Origin of the sequence: Bartonella clarridgeiae ATCC 51734 (assembly GCF_000518185.1) — a bacterium.
GTDB classification, from domain to species: Bacteria; Pseudomonadota; Alphaproteobacteria; order Rhizobiales; family Rhizobiaceae; genus Bartonella; species Bartonella clarridgeiae.
Map to the genome: position 1 here is coordinate 37,444 of NZ_JADC01000011.1, position 15,891 is coordinate 53,334.

The 15,891-nt window shown below is 37.7% G+C and carries 13 protein-coding genes and 2 pseudogenes; 6 read left to right on the forward strand and 9 right to left on the reverse strand.

The genetic code is table 11. The annotated features are described in order from the left end of the window. Window positions 1-77 precede the first annotated feature (77 nt). A complete protein-coding gene (locus T420_RS0103780; protein WP_026501150.1) occupies window positions 78-752 on the reverse strand; it encodes a thiamine diphosphokinase in 675 nt (224 codons plus the stop codon). Window positions 753-911: 159 nt separating this feature from the next. Here T420_RS0103780 and T420_RS0103785 point away from each other — a divergent pair, with 159 nt between their 5' ends. Then, on the forward strand, window positions 912-2,423 hold the full coding sequence (locus T420_RS0103785; protein ID WP_081475855.1) for a M48 family metalloprotease: 1,512 nt from the start codon (window positions 912-914) through the stop codon (window positions 2,421-2,423). A gap of 67 nt (window positions 2,424-2,490) precedes the next feature. On the opposite strand, the gene T420_RS0103790 is transcribed toward T420_RS0103785, so the two are convergent. Beyond that, the gene (locus T420_RS0103790; RefSeq protein ID WP_013545548.1) at window positions 2,491-3,402 is read right to left on the reverse strand and encodes an RNA polymerase factor sigma-32; all 912 of its coding nucleotides are present in this window, start codon (window positions 3,400-3,402) and stop codon (window positions 2,491-2,493) included. 549 nt (window positions 3,403-3,951) lie between these two features. Here T420_RS0103790 and T420_RS0103795 point away from each other — a divergent pair. From T420_RS0103795 to T420_RS0103805, 3 genes are all read left to right on the forward strand, one after another. Further along, a complete protein-coding gene (locus T420_RS0103795) occupies window positions 3,952-5,478 on the forward strand; it encodes a hypothetical protein (RefSeq protein WP_013545549.1) in 1,527 nt (508 codons plus the stop codon). Window positions 5,479-5,524: 46 nt separating this feature from the next. Next, window positions 5,525-5,863, forward strand: coding sequence for a ferredoxin FdxA (gene fdxA, locus T420_RS0103800; RefSeq protein ID WP_013545550.1), 339 nt, complete (start codon window positions 5,525-5,527; stop codon window positions 5,861-5,863). Window positions 5,864-6,146: 283 nt separating this feature from the next. Further along, entirely contained in the window at window positions 6,147-6,722 is a 576-nt protein-coding gene (locus T420_RS0103805) for a CarD family transcriptional regulator (RefSeq protein ID WP_013545551.1), read from the forward strand. Between the two features lie 333 nt (window positions 6,723-7,055). On the opposite strand, the gene rpmF is transcribed toward T420_RS0103805, so the two are convergent. Together rpmF and T420_RS0103815 are read right to left on the reverse strand one after the other, a co-directional pair. Further along, entirely contained in the window at window positions 7,056-7,235 is a 180-nt protein-coding gene (gene rpmF, locus T420_RS0103810) for a 50S ribosomal protein L32 (protein WP_026501152.1), read from the reverse strand. A 163-nt stretch (window positions 7,236-7,398) separates the two neighbouring features. Next, a complete protein-coding gene (locus T420_RS0103815) occupies window positions 7,399-8,052 on the reverse strand; it encodes a biosynthetic peptidoglycan transglycosylase (RefSeq protein ID WP_035450921.1) in 654 nt (217 codons plus the stop codon). Between the two features lie 133 nt (window positions 8,053-8,185). Between T420_RS0103815 and T420_RS0103820 the strand changes: the two genes are divergently transcribed. Continuing rightward, the gene (locus tag T420_RS0103820) at window positions 8,186-9,091 is read left to right on the forward strand and encodes a polyprenyl synthetase family protein (RefSeq protein ID WP_026501153.1); all 906 of its coding nucleotides are present in this window, start codon (window positions 8,186-8,188) and stop codon (window positions 9,089-9,091) included. 64 nt (window positions 9,092-9,155) lie between these two features. Here T420_RS0103820 and ispG read toward each other — a convergent pair whose 3' ends face one another. Beyond that, window positions 9,156-10,394, reverse strand: a complete 1,239-nt coding sequence (ispG, locus tag T420_RS0103825) for a flavodoxin-dependent (E)-4-hydroxy-3-methylbut-2-enyl-diphosphate synthase (protein ID WP_013545555.1) — start codon at window positions 10,392-10,394, stop codon at window positions 9,156-9,158. 256 nt (window positions 10,395-10,650) lie between these two features. Between ispG and T420_RS0103830 the strand changes: the two genes are divergently transcribed. Further along, entirely contained in the window at window positions 10,651-10,938 is a 288-nt protein-coding gene (locus tag T420_RS0103830; RefSeq protein ID WP_013545556.1) for a hypothetical protein, read from the forward strand. A 183-nt stretch (window positions 10,939-11,121) separates the two neighbouring features. Here the strand turns inward: T420_RS0103830 and T420_RS06935 are convergent. From T420_RS06935 to atpD, 4 genes and pseudogenes are all read right to left on the reverse strand, one after another. Further along, window positions 11,122-12,137: pseudogene (locus T420_RS06935) on the reverse strand (HlyD family secretion protein). Between the two features lie 56 nt (window positions 12,138-12,193). Continuing rightward, window positions 12,194-13,800, reverse strand: a pseudogene (locus tag T420_RS06940) (MFS transporter). A gap of 23 nt (window positions 13,801-13,823) precedes the next feature. Then, entirely contained in the window at window positions 13,824-14,240 is a 417-nt protein-coding gene (gene atpC / locus T420_RS0103855; protein ID WP_013545560.1) for an ATP synthase F1 subunit epsilon, read from the reverse strand. 47 nt (window positions 14,241-14,287) lie between these two features. Continuing rightward, window positions 14,288-15,883, reverse strand: a complete 1,596-nt coding sequence (gene atpD, locus T420_RS0103860) for a F0F1 ATP synthase subunit beta (RefSeq protein ID WP_026501157.1) — start codon at window positions 15,881-15,883, stop codon at window positions 14,288-14,290. Window positions 15,884-15,891 lie beyond the last annotated feature (8 nt).

Below are 15,891 nucleotides of genomic sequence, written 5' to 3' on the forward strand. Positions count from 1 at the left end.
AGACTAAAATCACGTCATACCATTTATTAGTCTCCCTGCTCTTTCTAATCTTGTTTCTTCGTTTCTATACTATAAATCTATACATACAAAGAACTTGATGGAACAGGTACAGACGCTAATAATATAGCTTTACCAGAACACAAATAACAACAAAAAGTTCCAGAAATACGGTTAGAGAGTGTTAAAGAAGACCCAAAAGGGATATTTTTGTTTAACAATGGCCATTTAACCCCTGACATTGTTAAGCCCTTTAAATCAGAAAATCCAATAATACTAAACAAGCATCCATCCGGTAAATCACAAGAAAAAGATGACAAATCAGAAGAAAAGGATTGTGGCAAAATCGGCCATCCCTCTTCACGACCACTGGTCAATAAAACTGAAACGCCTTTCTCTGCCAGAGAAATTGCTTGGGTCATATGAGACAAAGCATGATCACTTCTTTCTCCTCCAAAAGCACCACATAAAATAAGCCGTTGAGCACCTTTTTGCAAAGCAAACTCACAAGCCAATGCGCTATCGGTTGCATCTTTATCAGAAGGAAAAAACTCCTGTGAAATATGACCATATTTCTGCAATAAGTCCTGATTAGAAGAATCAAAATCTCCTAACCATAATTCAGGCATAATACACAACGCCTCAGCATGACGTATCCCACCATCAGCAGCAATCACGCGACTATTATGAATTTGGTTGCGCAAACGTTGAGTAACGCAAATATCTCCATTTAACAATATTGTAAATGTTTTCATGCCATACATATTATGCCTTTTATTTTATAAAGCGCCTTTTGATATATTATCACTATAGATTATAATTATGGAGACACCTAAAGGATCTCTATAAAATTCTTACGTATAAAATGCACACAAAAGTTTAAAGCTAAAATAATAAGAAAATGAGAAACGCAAATGATTCGAGGGTTCAGATTTTTTCAAAAAAACTTCTTTTCTTACCGCAAAATCTACAGAATATCTCTCGTAGGCCTCTTGCTTTTCCTTGTAGCATGCCAAACAGAATTTAAATGGAATGATCGCTTCCATGCTTCAGACTTTCCTGTAATGCCTACTGATACCAGCAACAATAATGTTTATGCCACATTGGGTGCTGCACAACATCCTCGCATCTTACAAACCTATGGCAATGAATATAATAATCCAAAACTTGAGCGTATGTTAGCAAAAATTGTTGGCAAACTTATTGCCGTCTCACACAATCCCAATCAAACTTATCACGTCACAATTTTAAACTCAGCCCATGTGAATGCATTTGCTTTACCAGGTGGTTATATTTATGTGACCCGCGGAATGCTGGCACTGGCTAATGACTCTTCAGAAGTTGCAGCTGTCTTAGCCCATGAAATAGCCCATATCACAGCCAATCATGGTATTTTACGCTTACAAAAAAAAGTAGAATTAAATCATACGCCCCGCACTTCTTCTCATGTTGGATTATCCTCTAAAGAAAAATTGGATAACACTTTACAAAATCAACAAACCCTAGCTCAATTTTCAAGGAATCAGGAACTTGAAGCTGATGCTATCGGAATTGAAATGCTCAATCGTGCTGGATATGATCCATTTGCTTCTCCACGTTTTCTGCAATCAATGGAAGCCTATAGAGCTTTTCGCAATATTTCAGAAGCTACCAACGATTCATTAGATTTTTTAGCAAACCATCCGACAACTCCACAGCGGATCCGTTTTGCTATCAATAAAGCCCGTACAATCAGCAAAACTAGTCCTGATAATAATACTAAAAATACCGATCGCGATACTTTTCTTAATGGCATCGATAACATGATTTTCGGAGGCAGCCCTGAAACAGGATATATACGAGAAAACAAATTTGTTCATCCTAAATGGGGCGTCACTTTTTCCATCCCAACCAATTTTACAACAATAGACAATTCTTCTCAGGCGTTCATTGCAAGCAGTCCAGAAAAAATTGCAATTCGTTTTGACGCTGTCCCCTTTCCTCTCAACATGTCTGCAAGCGATTACTTGAAAAGCGGCTGGGTTGCTGGACTTGACATGTCCTCTGTCCATCCCATAACAATTCAAGGTTTACCTGCAGCTCATGCCTATGCGATTAATAAACAATGGCAATTTGATGTGGTTGTTATTCCCATAAAGAATCGCATCTTCCGCTTTTTAACGGCTGCTCCTCATCATTCCAAAAATTTTGAGGCTATCGCCCAAAATATGACGCAAAGTTTTCACCTCCTTTCCCCTCAAGAATTGAGAAAGCTACCTCCTTTAAAGATCCGTATCATCCGTGTTCAAGAGAAAGACACGATTTTAAACCTTTCATATAAAATGCAAGATACGCCATACAAAGAAAAACTCTTTCGGCTGATTAATGGGCTTTCACCCACGCAAACTCTTCTTGAAGGATCACGTGTTAAAATCATTTCTGAATAAATGCAGAGTGATATTTTTCTACCTCCTGACTAAACGATATAATTTTGATTTTTTTCAAAGAATATATTTATACTTGATAAACCTCTGCTGGATTTACTGTTAATAGAGCACAACGAAGTTTTTGCAAAGCCCGCGCTTCAATTTGGCGTACACGTTCTTTTGAAATTCCCAATTTTTGGCCTAGCACTTCTAAGGTTGCCCCCTCTTCATTTAAGCGACGAAAACGGATAATTTCCAGTTCTCGTTCATTAAGAATTTTTAAAGCTTCATAAAGCCACTTTGTCCGCCGTTGCCCATCAATTGCTTGCTCAATCACAGCATCGGGAAGAGGATGATCATCCACTAAAGAATCCATTTTAGCAATTGGATTTTCACCATTCTCAGAAACAGAAAGACTTAATGAATTATCCGCTGCAGAAAAACGGAAATCCATTTTTTCAACATCACTTACCGAAACCCCAAGTTTTTCAGAAATGGTGCGAAAAATTTCTTGTTTGGTTAAAGTACTATCATCTTGTGCTAATTTAGCGCGCAAACGCCGAAGATTAAAAAAGAGTGCTTTTTGCGAAGAACTCGTTCCTCCCCGCACAATTGACCAATTGCGTAAAATATAATCTTGAATAGAAGCCCTTATCCACCAAGTTGCATAGGTCGAAAAACGCACTTCACGATCAGGATCAAAACGCGCAGCAGCTTCTAAGAGCCCGACATATCCTTCTTGAACTAAGTCCCCTAAAGGCATTTTAAAACGTTTAAAACGACTAGCAATTGAAATTACCAAACGCATATGAGCTGCTGCAATTTGGTGCATAGCATTATCATCACGTTTATCTTTCCATCGCAGTGCTAAATCATGCTCCTTTTTTCGTTCAAGATACGGTGCTTGCATTGCAGAACGCATCATATCAGGTCCCAGACTTTTATCAGCATCGTTATAGTTTTTACTGCTTTTATACACAGCGTGTGAATGACTACTCATAATAATCCCTTGCGATTAAAATTATTTTTAAGTTGTTTTGACAACGGCATCATTGTTTTTTCCAAAAAACGTTAAAGTTGTTTTATTTTTATTTAAACTACTTTAACGTGTATTTTTACAATCGCAATTGTTTTTTTTATTTTGACTCCAAAACTTATTATCAAAAGACAAAAATTTATTTCTTTATGCATAAGGTTTTTACATAGAAAATGCTTGCAAATGCTTGTTTCTAAAAGCGCAATCAAATAAAAAGAAAAAAATCAAAAAGAACAAATAAAATAGAAATTATTGTCTTTTATTATTCACTTTACTATGAAATAAAGGAGAAACTTTAGCGTAAAACCCCCCTAAATACAATCAAAAGTTGTATATTGCATCCATGAGAAAAACTCAAAGATAAAGATAAAGAAAATATCCAAGATTAAAACCTTCAAAAAGACGACAAGAACGCATTGAAGCAAACGCAATAAACGTGCTAAAGAAAGATTGCAAAATAGTATTATCAAAAATAACCTTTTACCCCATAAAACTCTAAGAAAGAAAATGATCATGGAGAGCGAAATTATTCAAAAGGATGATGTTCTTATTGAAAAAAGTGGCAGTGGTAAATTTGAGGGATTTCGTTTTTATATCAGTAAAAACAACACAGATGCAGATAAAACAACTGATGAACAAAATATCGATAACGAAAGTTTAATTATCGCTTTTACCAAACGTGCAACACGTTTTTGTGCTGCTGCTAATGGAGATTTCACCCTTAGTTCTGACGGAATTATTCGCTGGATTGGTCAACCCGTCGGACAACTGATCGCAACAACAGACATTTTAAAACCCAAAGCTCTTCTCTTAGCAGACGCGCAATTAACAGGCGAAGCACGTGACCAAGTGATAGCGCGATTAGAGCGTTTTGTAACTTTTCATTTTGAAACAACCTTAAAACCTCTCCTAGATATACGCAATACTGATAGTCTGACAGTTTCAACAGCTGACCTTGCTTCGCAACTTTTCAATTCTTTAGGCATTTTACCCCGCCGTAGTGTAGCCAAAATAGTTAAAAACCTTGATCAAGAGGAACGGGGAAATCTCCGAAAGCTTGGTATTCGCTTTGGTGCTTTTAATATCTATGTTATGGGAATGCTCAAACCAGCACCAGTTCAAGCGCTCACGCTGCTTTGGCGCCTTCAAAATAAAGACAGTGATCAAACAGGTTTAAATGAAATATTAGCTGCTTTGAACAGCGGACGAACTTCATTTGTTGTTGATCCGACTTATAATCCAACATTTTATCGTTTAGCAGGTTACCAAGTCCTAGGGAAACGTGCTGTACGTATTGATATTTTAGAACGTCTTGCTAACCTTATTCGCCCAACATTACATTGGAAACCAGGATTAGAACCAAAACCAGATGGTGCCTATGATGGTAAAAGTTTTTTTGTGACTCCAGCGATGATGTCTACCCTTGGTGCCAATGAAACTGATATGGAAGAAATTCTTAAAGGACTTGGTTATCAGTCCCATTGTTATGATAGTTCTGTGCTTACAAAAAATCTTGTAGACAAACACTCTTCCAATAGTACCCCGATAACAACGGACCTTTTTCCTGAAGCAGAATGCGTTGGTGATCTCTGGAAAACGATACAAGAATCCAGCACACTTCAAACAGAAATAAAAACCATTTCTCCTCTTAAACAACACCCCTGTGTCATAGATTATTTACCAAAAGCTGAGCCTGTTGGTGATTTTGCCAAACACATGCAAAACACAACAGAAAATAAAACCGTTTTATTGTGGCGTTATCATTATCAACAGACACACCATCACCGAAACCGTAACAGCTCTAAACAAAAGTGGCAAGAAAAGTACAAAAAAACTTCCACACAAATAGGCAATACACGGCATGACGCCTCTCACGAAAGATTTTTAAAAGCTCAACATTCATATAAATACAATAAAAAGAAAACTGTTTCCGTACAGAACAAATCACCGCGAACACAAAATCATGATCCTAATTCACCTTTTGCAAAATTAGCTGTGCTTCGTGATCAACTTAAAAATGATAAGGATGCACATTTATAAATAACCGTTTTTTAAAGATCATTAAAATGGAAAATGGAGTTTGGTCTTGGCCTATATTGTAACTGACAATTGCATTCAGTGCAAATACACTGATTGCGTTGAAGTTTGTCCTGTTGACTGTTTTTATGAAGGCGAGAATATGCTTGTCATTCATCCTGACGAATGCATCGATTGTGGTGTCTGCGAGCCAGAATGCCCAGCTGAAGCCATTAAACCAGATACTGAACCAGGATTAGAAAAATGGTTGGAACTCAATTTAAACTATGCAAATAAATGGCCTAATTTAATGACAAAAAAAGATCCACTTCCCCAAGCAAAAGAAATGGATGGCGTTCCTGATAAATTAGAAAAGTATTTTTCAGAAAATCCAGGAAGTGGTAAATAATACCTAATCCAATAAACACCAGATCTCTCTAAAAGTTTAAATCATTTGACGTCCACATAAAATTCTTAAGAGAAATTATTGATTCTTTTGATTTTTTATGTTAACAAAGTTTTAACATAGCCATTTTGCTAAGTATTTTTTTTGCTTTTTTTTTACTAAAGTATCTTTTGCTTGGTTTTAAAGCACTTAGCTTCAGCGCTTGGTTCAAAAACATTTAGCTTTAAAGCGTTTAATCTGTTTGCCAATATCATTATTGTTGGCCACAAAGGGAGTAAATTAAAATATGGCATCCCCGCGAAACACCTCTTCCAGTGCTAAAGATTTTTTAACCTCTGAATATATTGTCTACCCTACCCATGGAGTAGGCCAAATTATGGCGATTGAAGAACAAGAAGTTGCAGGACATAAATTAAAACTTTTTGTAATCCATTTTGCTAAAGATAAAATGGATGTAAAGGTGCCTATTGCAAAGGCTCTTTCTATCGGAATGCGCAAATTATCTACGGTTGATTCTGTAAATCGTGCTTTTAAAATTCTTCAAGGAAGAGCACGAATTAAACGCACTATGTGGTCACGACGGGCTCAAGAATATGATACTAAAATCAATTCAGGAGATATAATTTCTATTGCTGAAGTGATTCGCGATCTCTTCCGCTCAGATCTACAACCAGAACAATCTTATTCAGAACGTCAACTCTATGCTATTGCTCTCGACCGAATGGCCCGTGAAATTGCTGTTGTCAATAGTCTTACCGAAACAGAAGCAATAAATTTGATAGAGAAACACCTCACTAAGAAATCAAAAAGTGAATTTAAAAGTGAAATTGATGAAGGGAATAACGCTGTTTATGCTGTGTAATCCATCACAAGATTTTGCATTATAATAGAATAAACCGAAAGAAAGTTAGTTTTTAATTATCAATGAGTCTGCTCCTTAATCTCTAATCTTATAGACTTTAGGAAAAGTATTTTCTTGATTGGAAGCCGAAGCACTTTTTACGACAATCAGTTTCACTCCATATGCACTGCTCTTTCCAAAGAACAGAGCTATAGTTTGAATATGTAAGTACAACAAAAACCTCTTCTCATCAAAAATGATCAACTGTATAAGATTGTGGAAAAGCGCTTTTGCTTATTTAATCGAAGTTACAGCATTGGCAATGAGCTTGATCATTGGTATCTAGTAGACAGTTTACTCTTTAGCAGGCAAAACTGAACGGCCACGATACATACCGGTTTTCAAGTCAATATGATGAGGGCGACGCAACTCACCAGAACTTTTATCTTCAATATAAGTGGGTGCTTTAAGGGCATTAGCCGAACGGCGCATACCTCGTTTTGACGGAGAGGTTTTTCGTTTAGGTACAGCCATAAAAGGATACTCCACATTAATCACTCCAGAAGCACTCATGCTAAGAATGACAACTTCTGTGAACAATAGAATAAAATTTTGTTTCTCTATACACTGATTAAAGCCTTTTGACTAGGCTTTCATATAATTTTTTGTTTTTCTTTTCAATAATTCTAAATATCTTTCAATGAATACAGCGCGTATAAGCACGTGAAAAACGAATTCGTTTTTCAATAAGACGGGTTAAAGTTATAAAATTATCAGTTGGTTGACATGGATTGCGCCAATAAGGATTGGGTAAACTTGCCACAAGAGCTGCAGCCTGCTGCAAAGTTAAATGTCGTGCAGATTTCTGAAAATAATAAAAAGCCGCAGCTTCTATTCCATAAATTCCCGGCCCCCATTCTGCAATATTCAAATAGATTTCTATAATCCGTTTTTTTGATAAGATTAAATCAGCTATAATAGAATAAGGAATTTCAATAATCTTGCGAATATAAGATCGATTAGACCATAAAAAAAGATTTTTGATCATTTGCATATTGATTGTTGATCCTCCTCGAAAAGGTTTTGAATCAGTTTTTAAGATATCGATCAACATAGCCCAATCAACACCAGAATGACGACAAAATTGGCCATCTTCAGACATAATAACTCCCGACGACACTGAAAAAGCAATATCAGATAGCGTAACCCATTTACGCTCATATCTCTTATTACTTACCCAATCACGTATCATTAAAATAGAAACAGGGTGCACAAAATCCAAACGATAAATCAACAACAAAACAATTGGACACAAAAATAAAAACACAAAAAGACTGATCACATAATGCATGACTCTCATCGCCACTTTTCCCCCTTTTCCCCTTTTTTCAAAAAATTTAAGAGCATGAAAATAACCGTTTTATTCTTTATTTTTCTATCATAAAAAGAACCTCATCATTTTGCAAAGAAGAAAGGAAGAAATGATGCATGAATTCACGACCCTTCTTGCAAAACATGCGTACAATGTTGAAAAACGACTCGATACACTTCTAAGTCATAAAGCCCAAAATGGTGAAATTACCCGACCTGAAATTCTTATCAATGCCATGCGTCACGGTGTTTTAAATGGTGGCAAGCGCCTACGCCCTTTCTTGGTTATCCAAAGTGCTGCTATTTTTGATATCCCTTCTGAACACTCTCTTGATATTGGCGTGGCATTGGAATGTCTTCACTGTTATTCACTCATCCACGACGATCTTCCTGCTCTAGATAATGATACACTCCGACGCGGCAAACCCACTGTTCACGTAGCTTTTGATGAAGCCACCGCAATTTTAGCAGGCAATGCTCTTCTCACTTTTGCCTTTGAAATCATTGCCCATAAAGAAGCCTATTCTTTTTCTCCAAAAACGAAAATTGATCTGATCACAGCTCTCACACAAGCTGCAGGTCTTGGTGGCATGATTGGTGGACAAATGCTCGATCTAGAAGCTGAAAAAAAACCACAAGATGAGAGTGCAACAATCACTCTACAACAGATGAAAACAGCTGCTCTTATGCGTTTTGCCTGTCAAGCAGGTGCAATTATGGGGCAAGCCTCCAAAACATTGACCGATAAACTTGCCTCCTTTGGTACACAGATTGGCTTGGCTTTTCAATTGACCGATGACCTTCTTGACCTGGTTTCTCAAACAAAAATTCTTGGAAAAACTGCAGGAAAAGATCAAACAGCCAACAAAGCAACACTGGTTAACCTTTATGGTCTTGACGAATCTCAAAAAAAACGAAATGAACTCATTACAAAAGCGGAAGAGCTTCTACTCCCTTTTGGAGCTAAAGCCATCCCACTTAAACAAGCAGCACACTTTATTGCAACACGTAAAAATTAAAACTCACCACCTCTTTTACATCATAAATAAAAGCAGGTAGAACGACATAATCTTTTTGTGTCAATTATGTCCCAAAACGTGTGTGAATATATTCACCCAAAATTGCTTCAAATTCTTCAGCAATATAAGGACCGCGCAAAGTCTTCACTTTTTTGCCGTCAATAAAAACAGGAGCTGCTGGATTTTCTCCCACCCCAGGTAATGAAATTCCGATATCGGCATGTTTTGATTCTCCTGGTCCATTGACAATACACCCCATGACAGCAACTTTTAAGCCTTCAACACCCGGATATTTATCGCGCCAAACCGGCATATTTTTGCATAAATCAGCTTCGATTTTTTGTGCCAATTGTTGAAAAACCGTCGAAGTTGTCCGACCACATCCTGGACACGCAGCAACCACAGGAACAAATTGCCGAAACCCCATAACTTGTAAAAGTTCTTGACAAACTTTTACTTCTCGTGTTCGATCACCACCTGGCTCAGGTGTTAATGAAATACGAATTGTATCACCAATTCCTTGCTGCAATAAAATCCCCAAAGCCACAGAGGAAGCAATAATTCCCTTTGTCCCCATACCCGCCTCTGTCAACCCCAAATGAAGAGCATAATTACACCGTTTTGCCAACATGGTATAAACAGCAATGAGATCTTGTACATCGCTCATTTTAACAGAGAGAATAATGTACTCCCGTCCTAAACCAGTTTCTTCAGCCAAAAGAGCCGAATGAAGTGCCGATTGAACCACAGCTTCCCGAATAACCTCAGTAACAGACAAAGGTTTTTCCTGCCGAGCATTTTCATCCATAAGCCGTGTCAACAACACCTGATCCAGTGATCCCCAATTCACCCCAATCCGTATAGGTTTACGATAATGGCACGCCATCTGAATAATTTGAATAAACTGCTGATCTTTTTTTGCACCAAAACCGACATTGCCAGGATTAATGCGATATTTTGCAAGCGCTTCTGCACACGCAGGATGCTCAGCCAAAAGTGTGTGACCAATATAATGAAAATCCCCTACCAATGGCACAAAAATACCTAATCGTTCCAACCGTTCTCGTATCCTTGGAACAGCTGCCGCTGCTTCATGCCGATCAACAGTTACTCGAACCAATTGCGATCCTGCACGCCAAAGAGCGGCAACTTGAGAAACTGTTGCATCAACATCAGCTGTATCGGTATTCGTCATAGACTGAATAACAATCGGATTCTCACCTCCAACTATAACATCACCCACCGCAACGGCAACAGACCGATGACGTTCTAAAGGTTTAGATAAATAACGCGCTGCGTTCATCAGCTCCTCAAATTTGCAAAACCGGAGTTTATTTATTTTTATGGTAATATCCAATATAGCACAATTCGAAAAAATGAATTGATCAGAAAATTTTCTTAAGGTCTCTCTTTTTAAACACCAAGAACGGATGTTCAACAGAGGTTAAGAAGGAATGAAAAATGCAACTTTTCAATTTTCAAACCGTTATACCAAATTCCACAAACAATTCTATCTTGCATACTTGCATGAATATTAAAAATTAAGAAGGATTAAATCAATGTATATATTTCAGAGCCCTTGCAGAAAAAATGATAAAATCAAAAAACGCATTGCGCAATTAAAAGAGGAGCTCACAACAATCAACCGTCAACACTTTCAAAGTCATCCTTTTGAGAATATCTCCAACATACTGAACAAATGGAAACTAAAAGGACACCAAGCTCTTTACCACATTAACGCCCATGCCAAAGAACTGAAAAAGAAGGCAAAAGAAAATCCTAAAACAGCCCTCTTATTAGCTACTGGACTCGTTTTAACCAGCTATTGCTTGATGCGCAAAAACTAATGGCATACGGATGCCATTTTTTCAATGGATCATCTTTTTCACCACCCACTAAGAAACGAGCACTCTTGTTATATATCTTGAATAAGAATTCTCCATCATTCTTTAAAATCATAAGAATGAAAGAACAAACCAAACAAAATCCTCTAAGCTAAAAATCCACTTAAAAAGAAAAAAGCAAATATTTCAATCTCTAGAATGATATGGTGCTGTATCAACATAGGTCACCACTGACATTCCGGGAATAAGTTGCTCAATTCCCTCTTGCCCTGGATCTATGGCAATACGAACAGAAATGCGTTGCGCAATTTTGATAAAATTACCAATTGCAGTCTCTGTCCCTAATAATGAAAATTCTGACCCTGTTGCAGGAGCAAAACCTACCAAACGTCCTGTTAATTTTTGATTATTTAAAGCATCAACAGAAAAAACAACAGGCTGTCCAATACGCATATCAGAAATTTGTGTTTCCTTATTGTTTCCTTATAATGAGCAATAATCCAAATATCATCAGGAATAATAGTAACCAACCGCATACCAGGCACTACATATTGCCCTACTTGTACTCCAACCGATCCAATATATCCCACAGTAGGAGAGATAATTTTAGTATGGGCTAGATTCAGCTCAGCTACTTCAACACCCGCCTTTGCTCTTGCAATATCTGATTGCAAACCTTGTTGTTCAAAATCTAATTGCTTGTGCAACTGACTCTTTGTTTCAAATGTCATTGATAAATGTGGAAAAGTAGAAGATAATGGTAAAGTTTCCTGAGCATTTAAAGCCTAGAATGAGACAATCCATTTTTAGATAATTTTTGCAAATGAACCATTTCAGTCCTTATCTTATTAATTTCCTTTTGCAAAAGTTGAATTTGTAACAAAACGCTTGCGAGTTTTGCTTTTTTTTGCTTCAAGAATTGCTCGCGCCTACGCCAACTGGTACTGGAAAAGGGTATCATCCAGTTCAAATAAAACCATTCCCTTTTCAACCCTTTGATAATCTTGAACATAAATTCGTGTCACCACACCAGAAATTTGCGGACTTATCAGGGTGATATTTCCCTTAATCGAGGCATTATCCGTTTTTTGAAGGGTGCTTACAAATGGTGGTAATTGCCAAGACCATAAAATCAATACAATGCCCATTATACCTGACAAGAATGCAACAATTGTTGATTTTGATCGCAAGACTTTGATCATCCCTTTTTACCCACCCTTACTGATCATACTTTACTTTTGAAAGCATCACGAAATTATCATAAAGAATATGATTTATAAAATATTTTGATAAGAAAAATAATAAAAACAACCATTGCTATATAAAAATAAAGCCGAAAAACATCATCATAAGCCAAAACATTTGCTGTCAATTTCAACTGATCCGTTAAGCTTAATACCGTTTTCCCATCCTCCAAACTATGAGATATTAAAGCACTATAAGGAAAGGATAAGTTGCTTATCTCATTGAAAACAAATGAACCCGTAGATGTAATTTCTTGCATTAAATACTCAAAATGATGACGCGCGAAAAAAAATTGCAAACTGCCAAAAGAGCTGCACTCATGAACCCTCCCGTGACTTGTGCCAATAAAAAAATCACAATAAAACTTAAAACATAATTGGGGCCTTGTGCACTTGCTTTAACAAAGCCACTACATAAAGCAGGAGGCAAAAAAAGAGCATAACCAAAACTGATCAACCCTTGACTCATAATCATATCTACTGGACGGGTTAATAGACTCACATAACTGTCTAAATAAGATCCCAATGCTAAATAGCTCAAAGATAAAAGATAAAAATAATCTTCACGATCCGTTCGTAAAAAAAAGACACAAACGCCACCCCCTAAAAGTGTGCCAAAAGCAACTGCTAGATACATAAGGGTCATATCACGATCCAACAAACCAAAAAGATTAAAGAAGTCTGCAGCTAAAGTTGATTGCTCCAATAAAAGAATTCGAAACACCAACAAAACCAAAACAACCTCGATCATTTCTTTGCTGAAAAGCCAACGTAAATCAACCAATGGAGTTGCTCTATTCAGCTCAATTATAATGGCAATTATCAAAGAAAAAATCCCAAATGCAAGCCCCCAACCAATCCATAGCGTTTCAGTCCACCAATACCACTTGCCAACAGACATTATGATGGCATTTAAACCAAGCCCAAGCGCGATCAAACTATAACTCAACCAATCTAGCTTTTGAATCACCTTGCTGCGAACAACCGGTGTGAGTGGCAGAGAAAAAATACATCATAAACCGATCAACACAAGACTCATCTCCATCGCTGAAAGACTAGAAAATCCGCCTTTCTCGAGGAGACTTGGTGAAATCAAACGGGATAAAGGAACAGCTAAAGCCGCATTCATATAATTTAAACTGAGACCAATAGTAAATTTCTTTGCCGGAGCAAAAGCCTCTATCATATAGAGAAATGCTAAATAAAGTCATTGGTGCAGCAGCAATACTAGCGAAAAAACGAATAATCAAGGCTGAGTGCAAATCCGTAACAAATAAATGCAAAATACACACCAAAAAAAATCCAAGGATCGATAATTCAGCAAAATTTCGTAGGCCAAATTGATAACGAATCTTGATCAACATGATTGCAATACTTACATTGGGTGCCATATAAGGCACCGACCAACCATATAGTTTCAATAAGCGTTGTATTGAAATCCCCCGTGAGCTCGATAACATTGGCTTGAATCATATTGGCGCCTAAGCCATAAGCCCATTGTAAAATACAAGAAGCAAAAATATAAATGAGGCACTTTGGTACAGACCCTGCAAAAATAGTCCGGACGAGGAAAAGGTCCAACTTCTAAGACAGATACCGCTTCATTCCCCTCGTTTCTCATCTCCCCTGTCCCCGCATTTTTCATTATGCCACTGTTGAGACACCATCCACAGATGTTAGTTTATGAAAAACCTCTTTCACTTTATTATGAGTCTTACCGCTTGAGTTTTCTTCCATCATGACTCGAACTTCTGCCATACGCTGCTCAAGGTCATGAAAAGATAAATGATCAACGACAACAACGGTTTCAGCTAAGAGAGAACACCCCGCAGATGTAATATCTGCAATCCCTCCCAAAAGAGCAAATACCTTTTCTCCTGAAGAAGATATCACCCTAATAACACCCGGAATAAGACTCACCACCACAGGAGCATGATTAGCCATAACCGTTAAATATCCGGATGCTGAAGGCAGAACAACAGACACGACTTTTTCTGAAAAGACAAGTTTTTCAGGCGATACAAGCTCAAACAAGAAAGATTCTGTTCTTTTATTTTCCACGGGAACCTCTTGTCTTTCTAAGAAAAACATTCATTACAGAGCACCTCTTATGAGGAAACTTCTGCAATCAAACGTTTTCCTTTTTCAATTGCCTCATCGATCGAACCAACCATATAAAAAGCTGCTTCTGGTAAATCGTCATAATCACCAGCACAAAGCCCTTTAAATCCTTTAATAGTCTCTTTTAAAGAAACTAACTTTCCAGAAGCACCAGTGAAAGCTTCTGCTACATGGAAAGGTTGCGAAAGGAAACGCTCAATTTTACGTGCCCGTGCAACCAACAATTTATCTTCTTCAGATAATTCATCCATACCAAGAATAGCAATAATATCCTGCAAAGATTTATAACGTTGCAAAATATTTTGGACCTGACAAGCAACAGCATAATGCTCTTCACCCACGATCAATGGATCCATCATTCGTGAAAAAGAATCGAGCGGATCAACCGCCGGATAGATCCCCTTTTCTGCAATTGAACGAGAAAGAACTGTTGTGGCATCCAAATGCGCAAAAGACGTAGCAGGCGCTGGATCGGTTAAATCATCAGCGGGAACATAAATAGCTTGAACCGACGTGATAGATCCTATCCTGGTACTGGTAATACGCTCTTGCAAAGCCCCCATATCAGTTGCCAAAGTTGGTTGATACCCCACAGCAGAAGGAATACGCCCCAAAAGAGCTGAAACTTCTGCACCAGCTTGTGTAAAACGAAAAATATTATCCACAAAAAACAACACGTCTTGCCCTTCATCACGAAAACTTTCTGCAATCGTCAAACCTGAAAGCGCTACACGTGCACGCGCCCCTGGTGGCTCATTCATCTGTCCATAAACAAGCGCACATTTTGAACCCGCAGTTGAACCCCGTTTTTCTTTTGGATTCACATTCACACGGCTTTCAATCATTTCATAATATAGATCATTCCCTTCACGCGTACGCTCTCCCACACCGGCAAATACTGAATAACCTCCATGCGCTTTTGCGATATTGTTGATGAGCTCCATAATCAAAACGGTTTTACCGACACCAGCCCCTCCAAACAAACCAACCTTTCCTCCTTTAGAATAAGGTGCAAGCAAATCAATTACTTTAATTCCGGTAATAAGAATTTCTGATTCTGTTGATTGTTCCATATATTTAGGAGCTTCTTGGTGAATTGAACGTTTTTTAGTCGCCATAATTGGCCCAACTTCGTCAACTGGCTCGCCAATCACATTCATAATACGACCAAGAGTTTCTTCTCCAACAGGCACACAGATTTGCGTTCCCGTATCATAAACCTTTTGACCACGGACAAGGCCCTCTGTTGTATCCATCGCAATAGTACGAACTGTATTTTCACCCAAATGCTGAGCCACTTCTAAAACAAGCCGATTTCCCAAATTCTCCGTTTCCAACGCATTAAGAATATTGGGTAACTCTCCTTCAAAATACACATCAACGACAGCTCCTATAACTTGCCTAATTTCACCAACAGATCCTTTTGGAGGAACAGTTTTAGAATCAACGTGCGCAAGATTAGAAGATTTTTTTGTACCCTTTGCCGACTTTGCTAAGGGAGTCTTTTTTACGCCTGAATGAGCAACTGATTTTTTTTCTTCATTCTTTAGTGCTCCTTTTTTTGACGTCGCTGCTTTTATCATCAATCTTT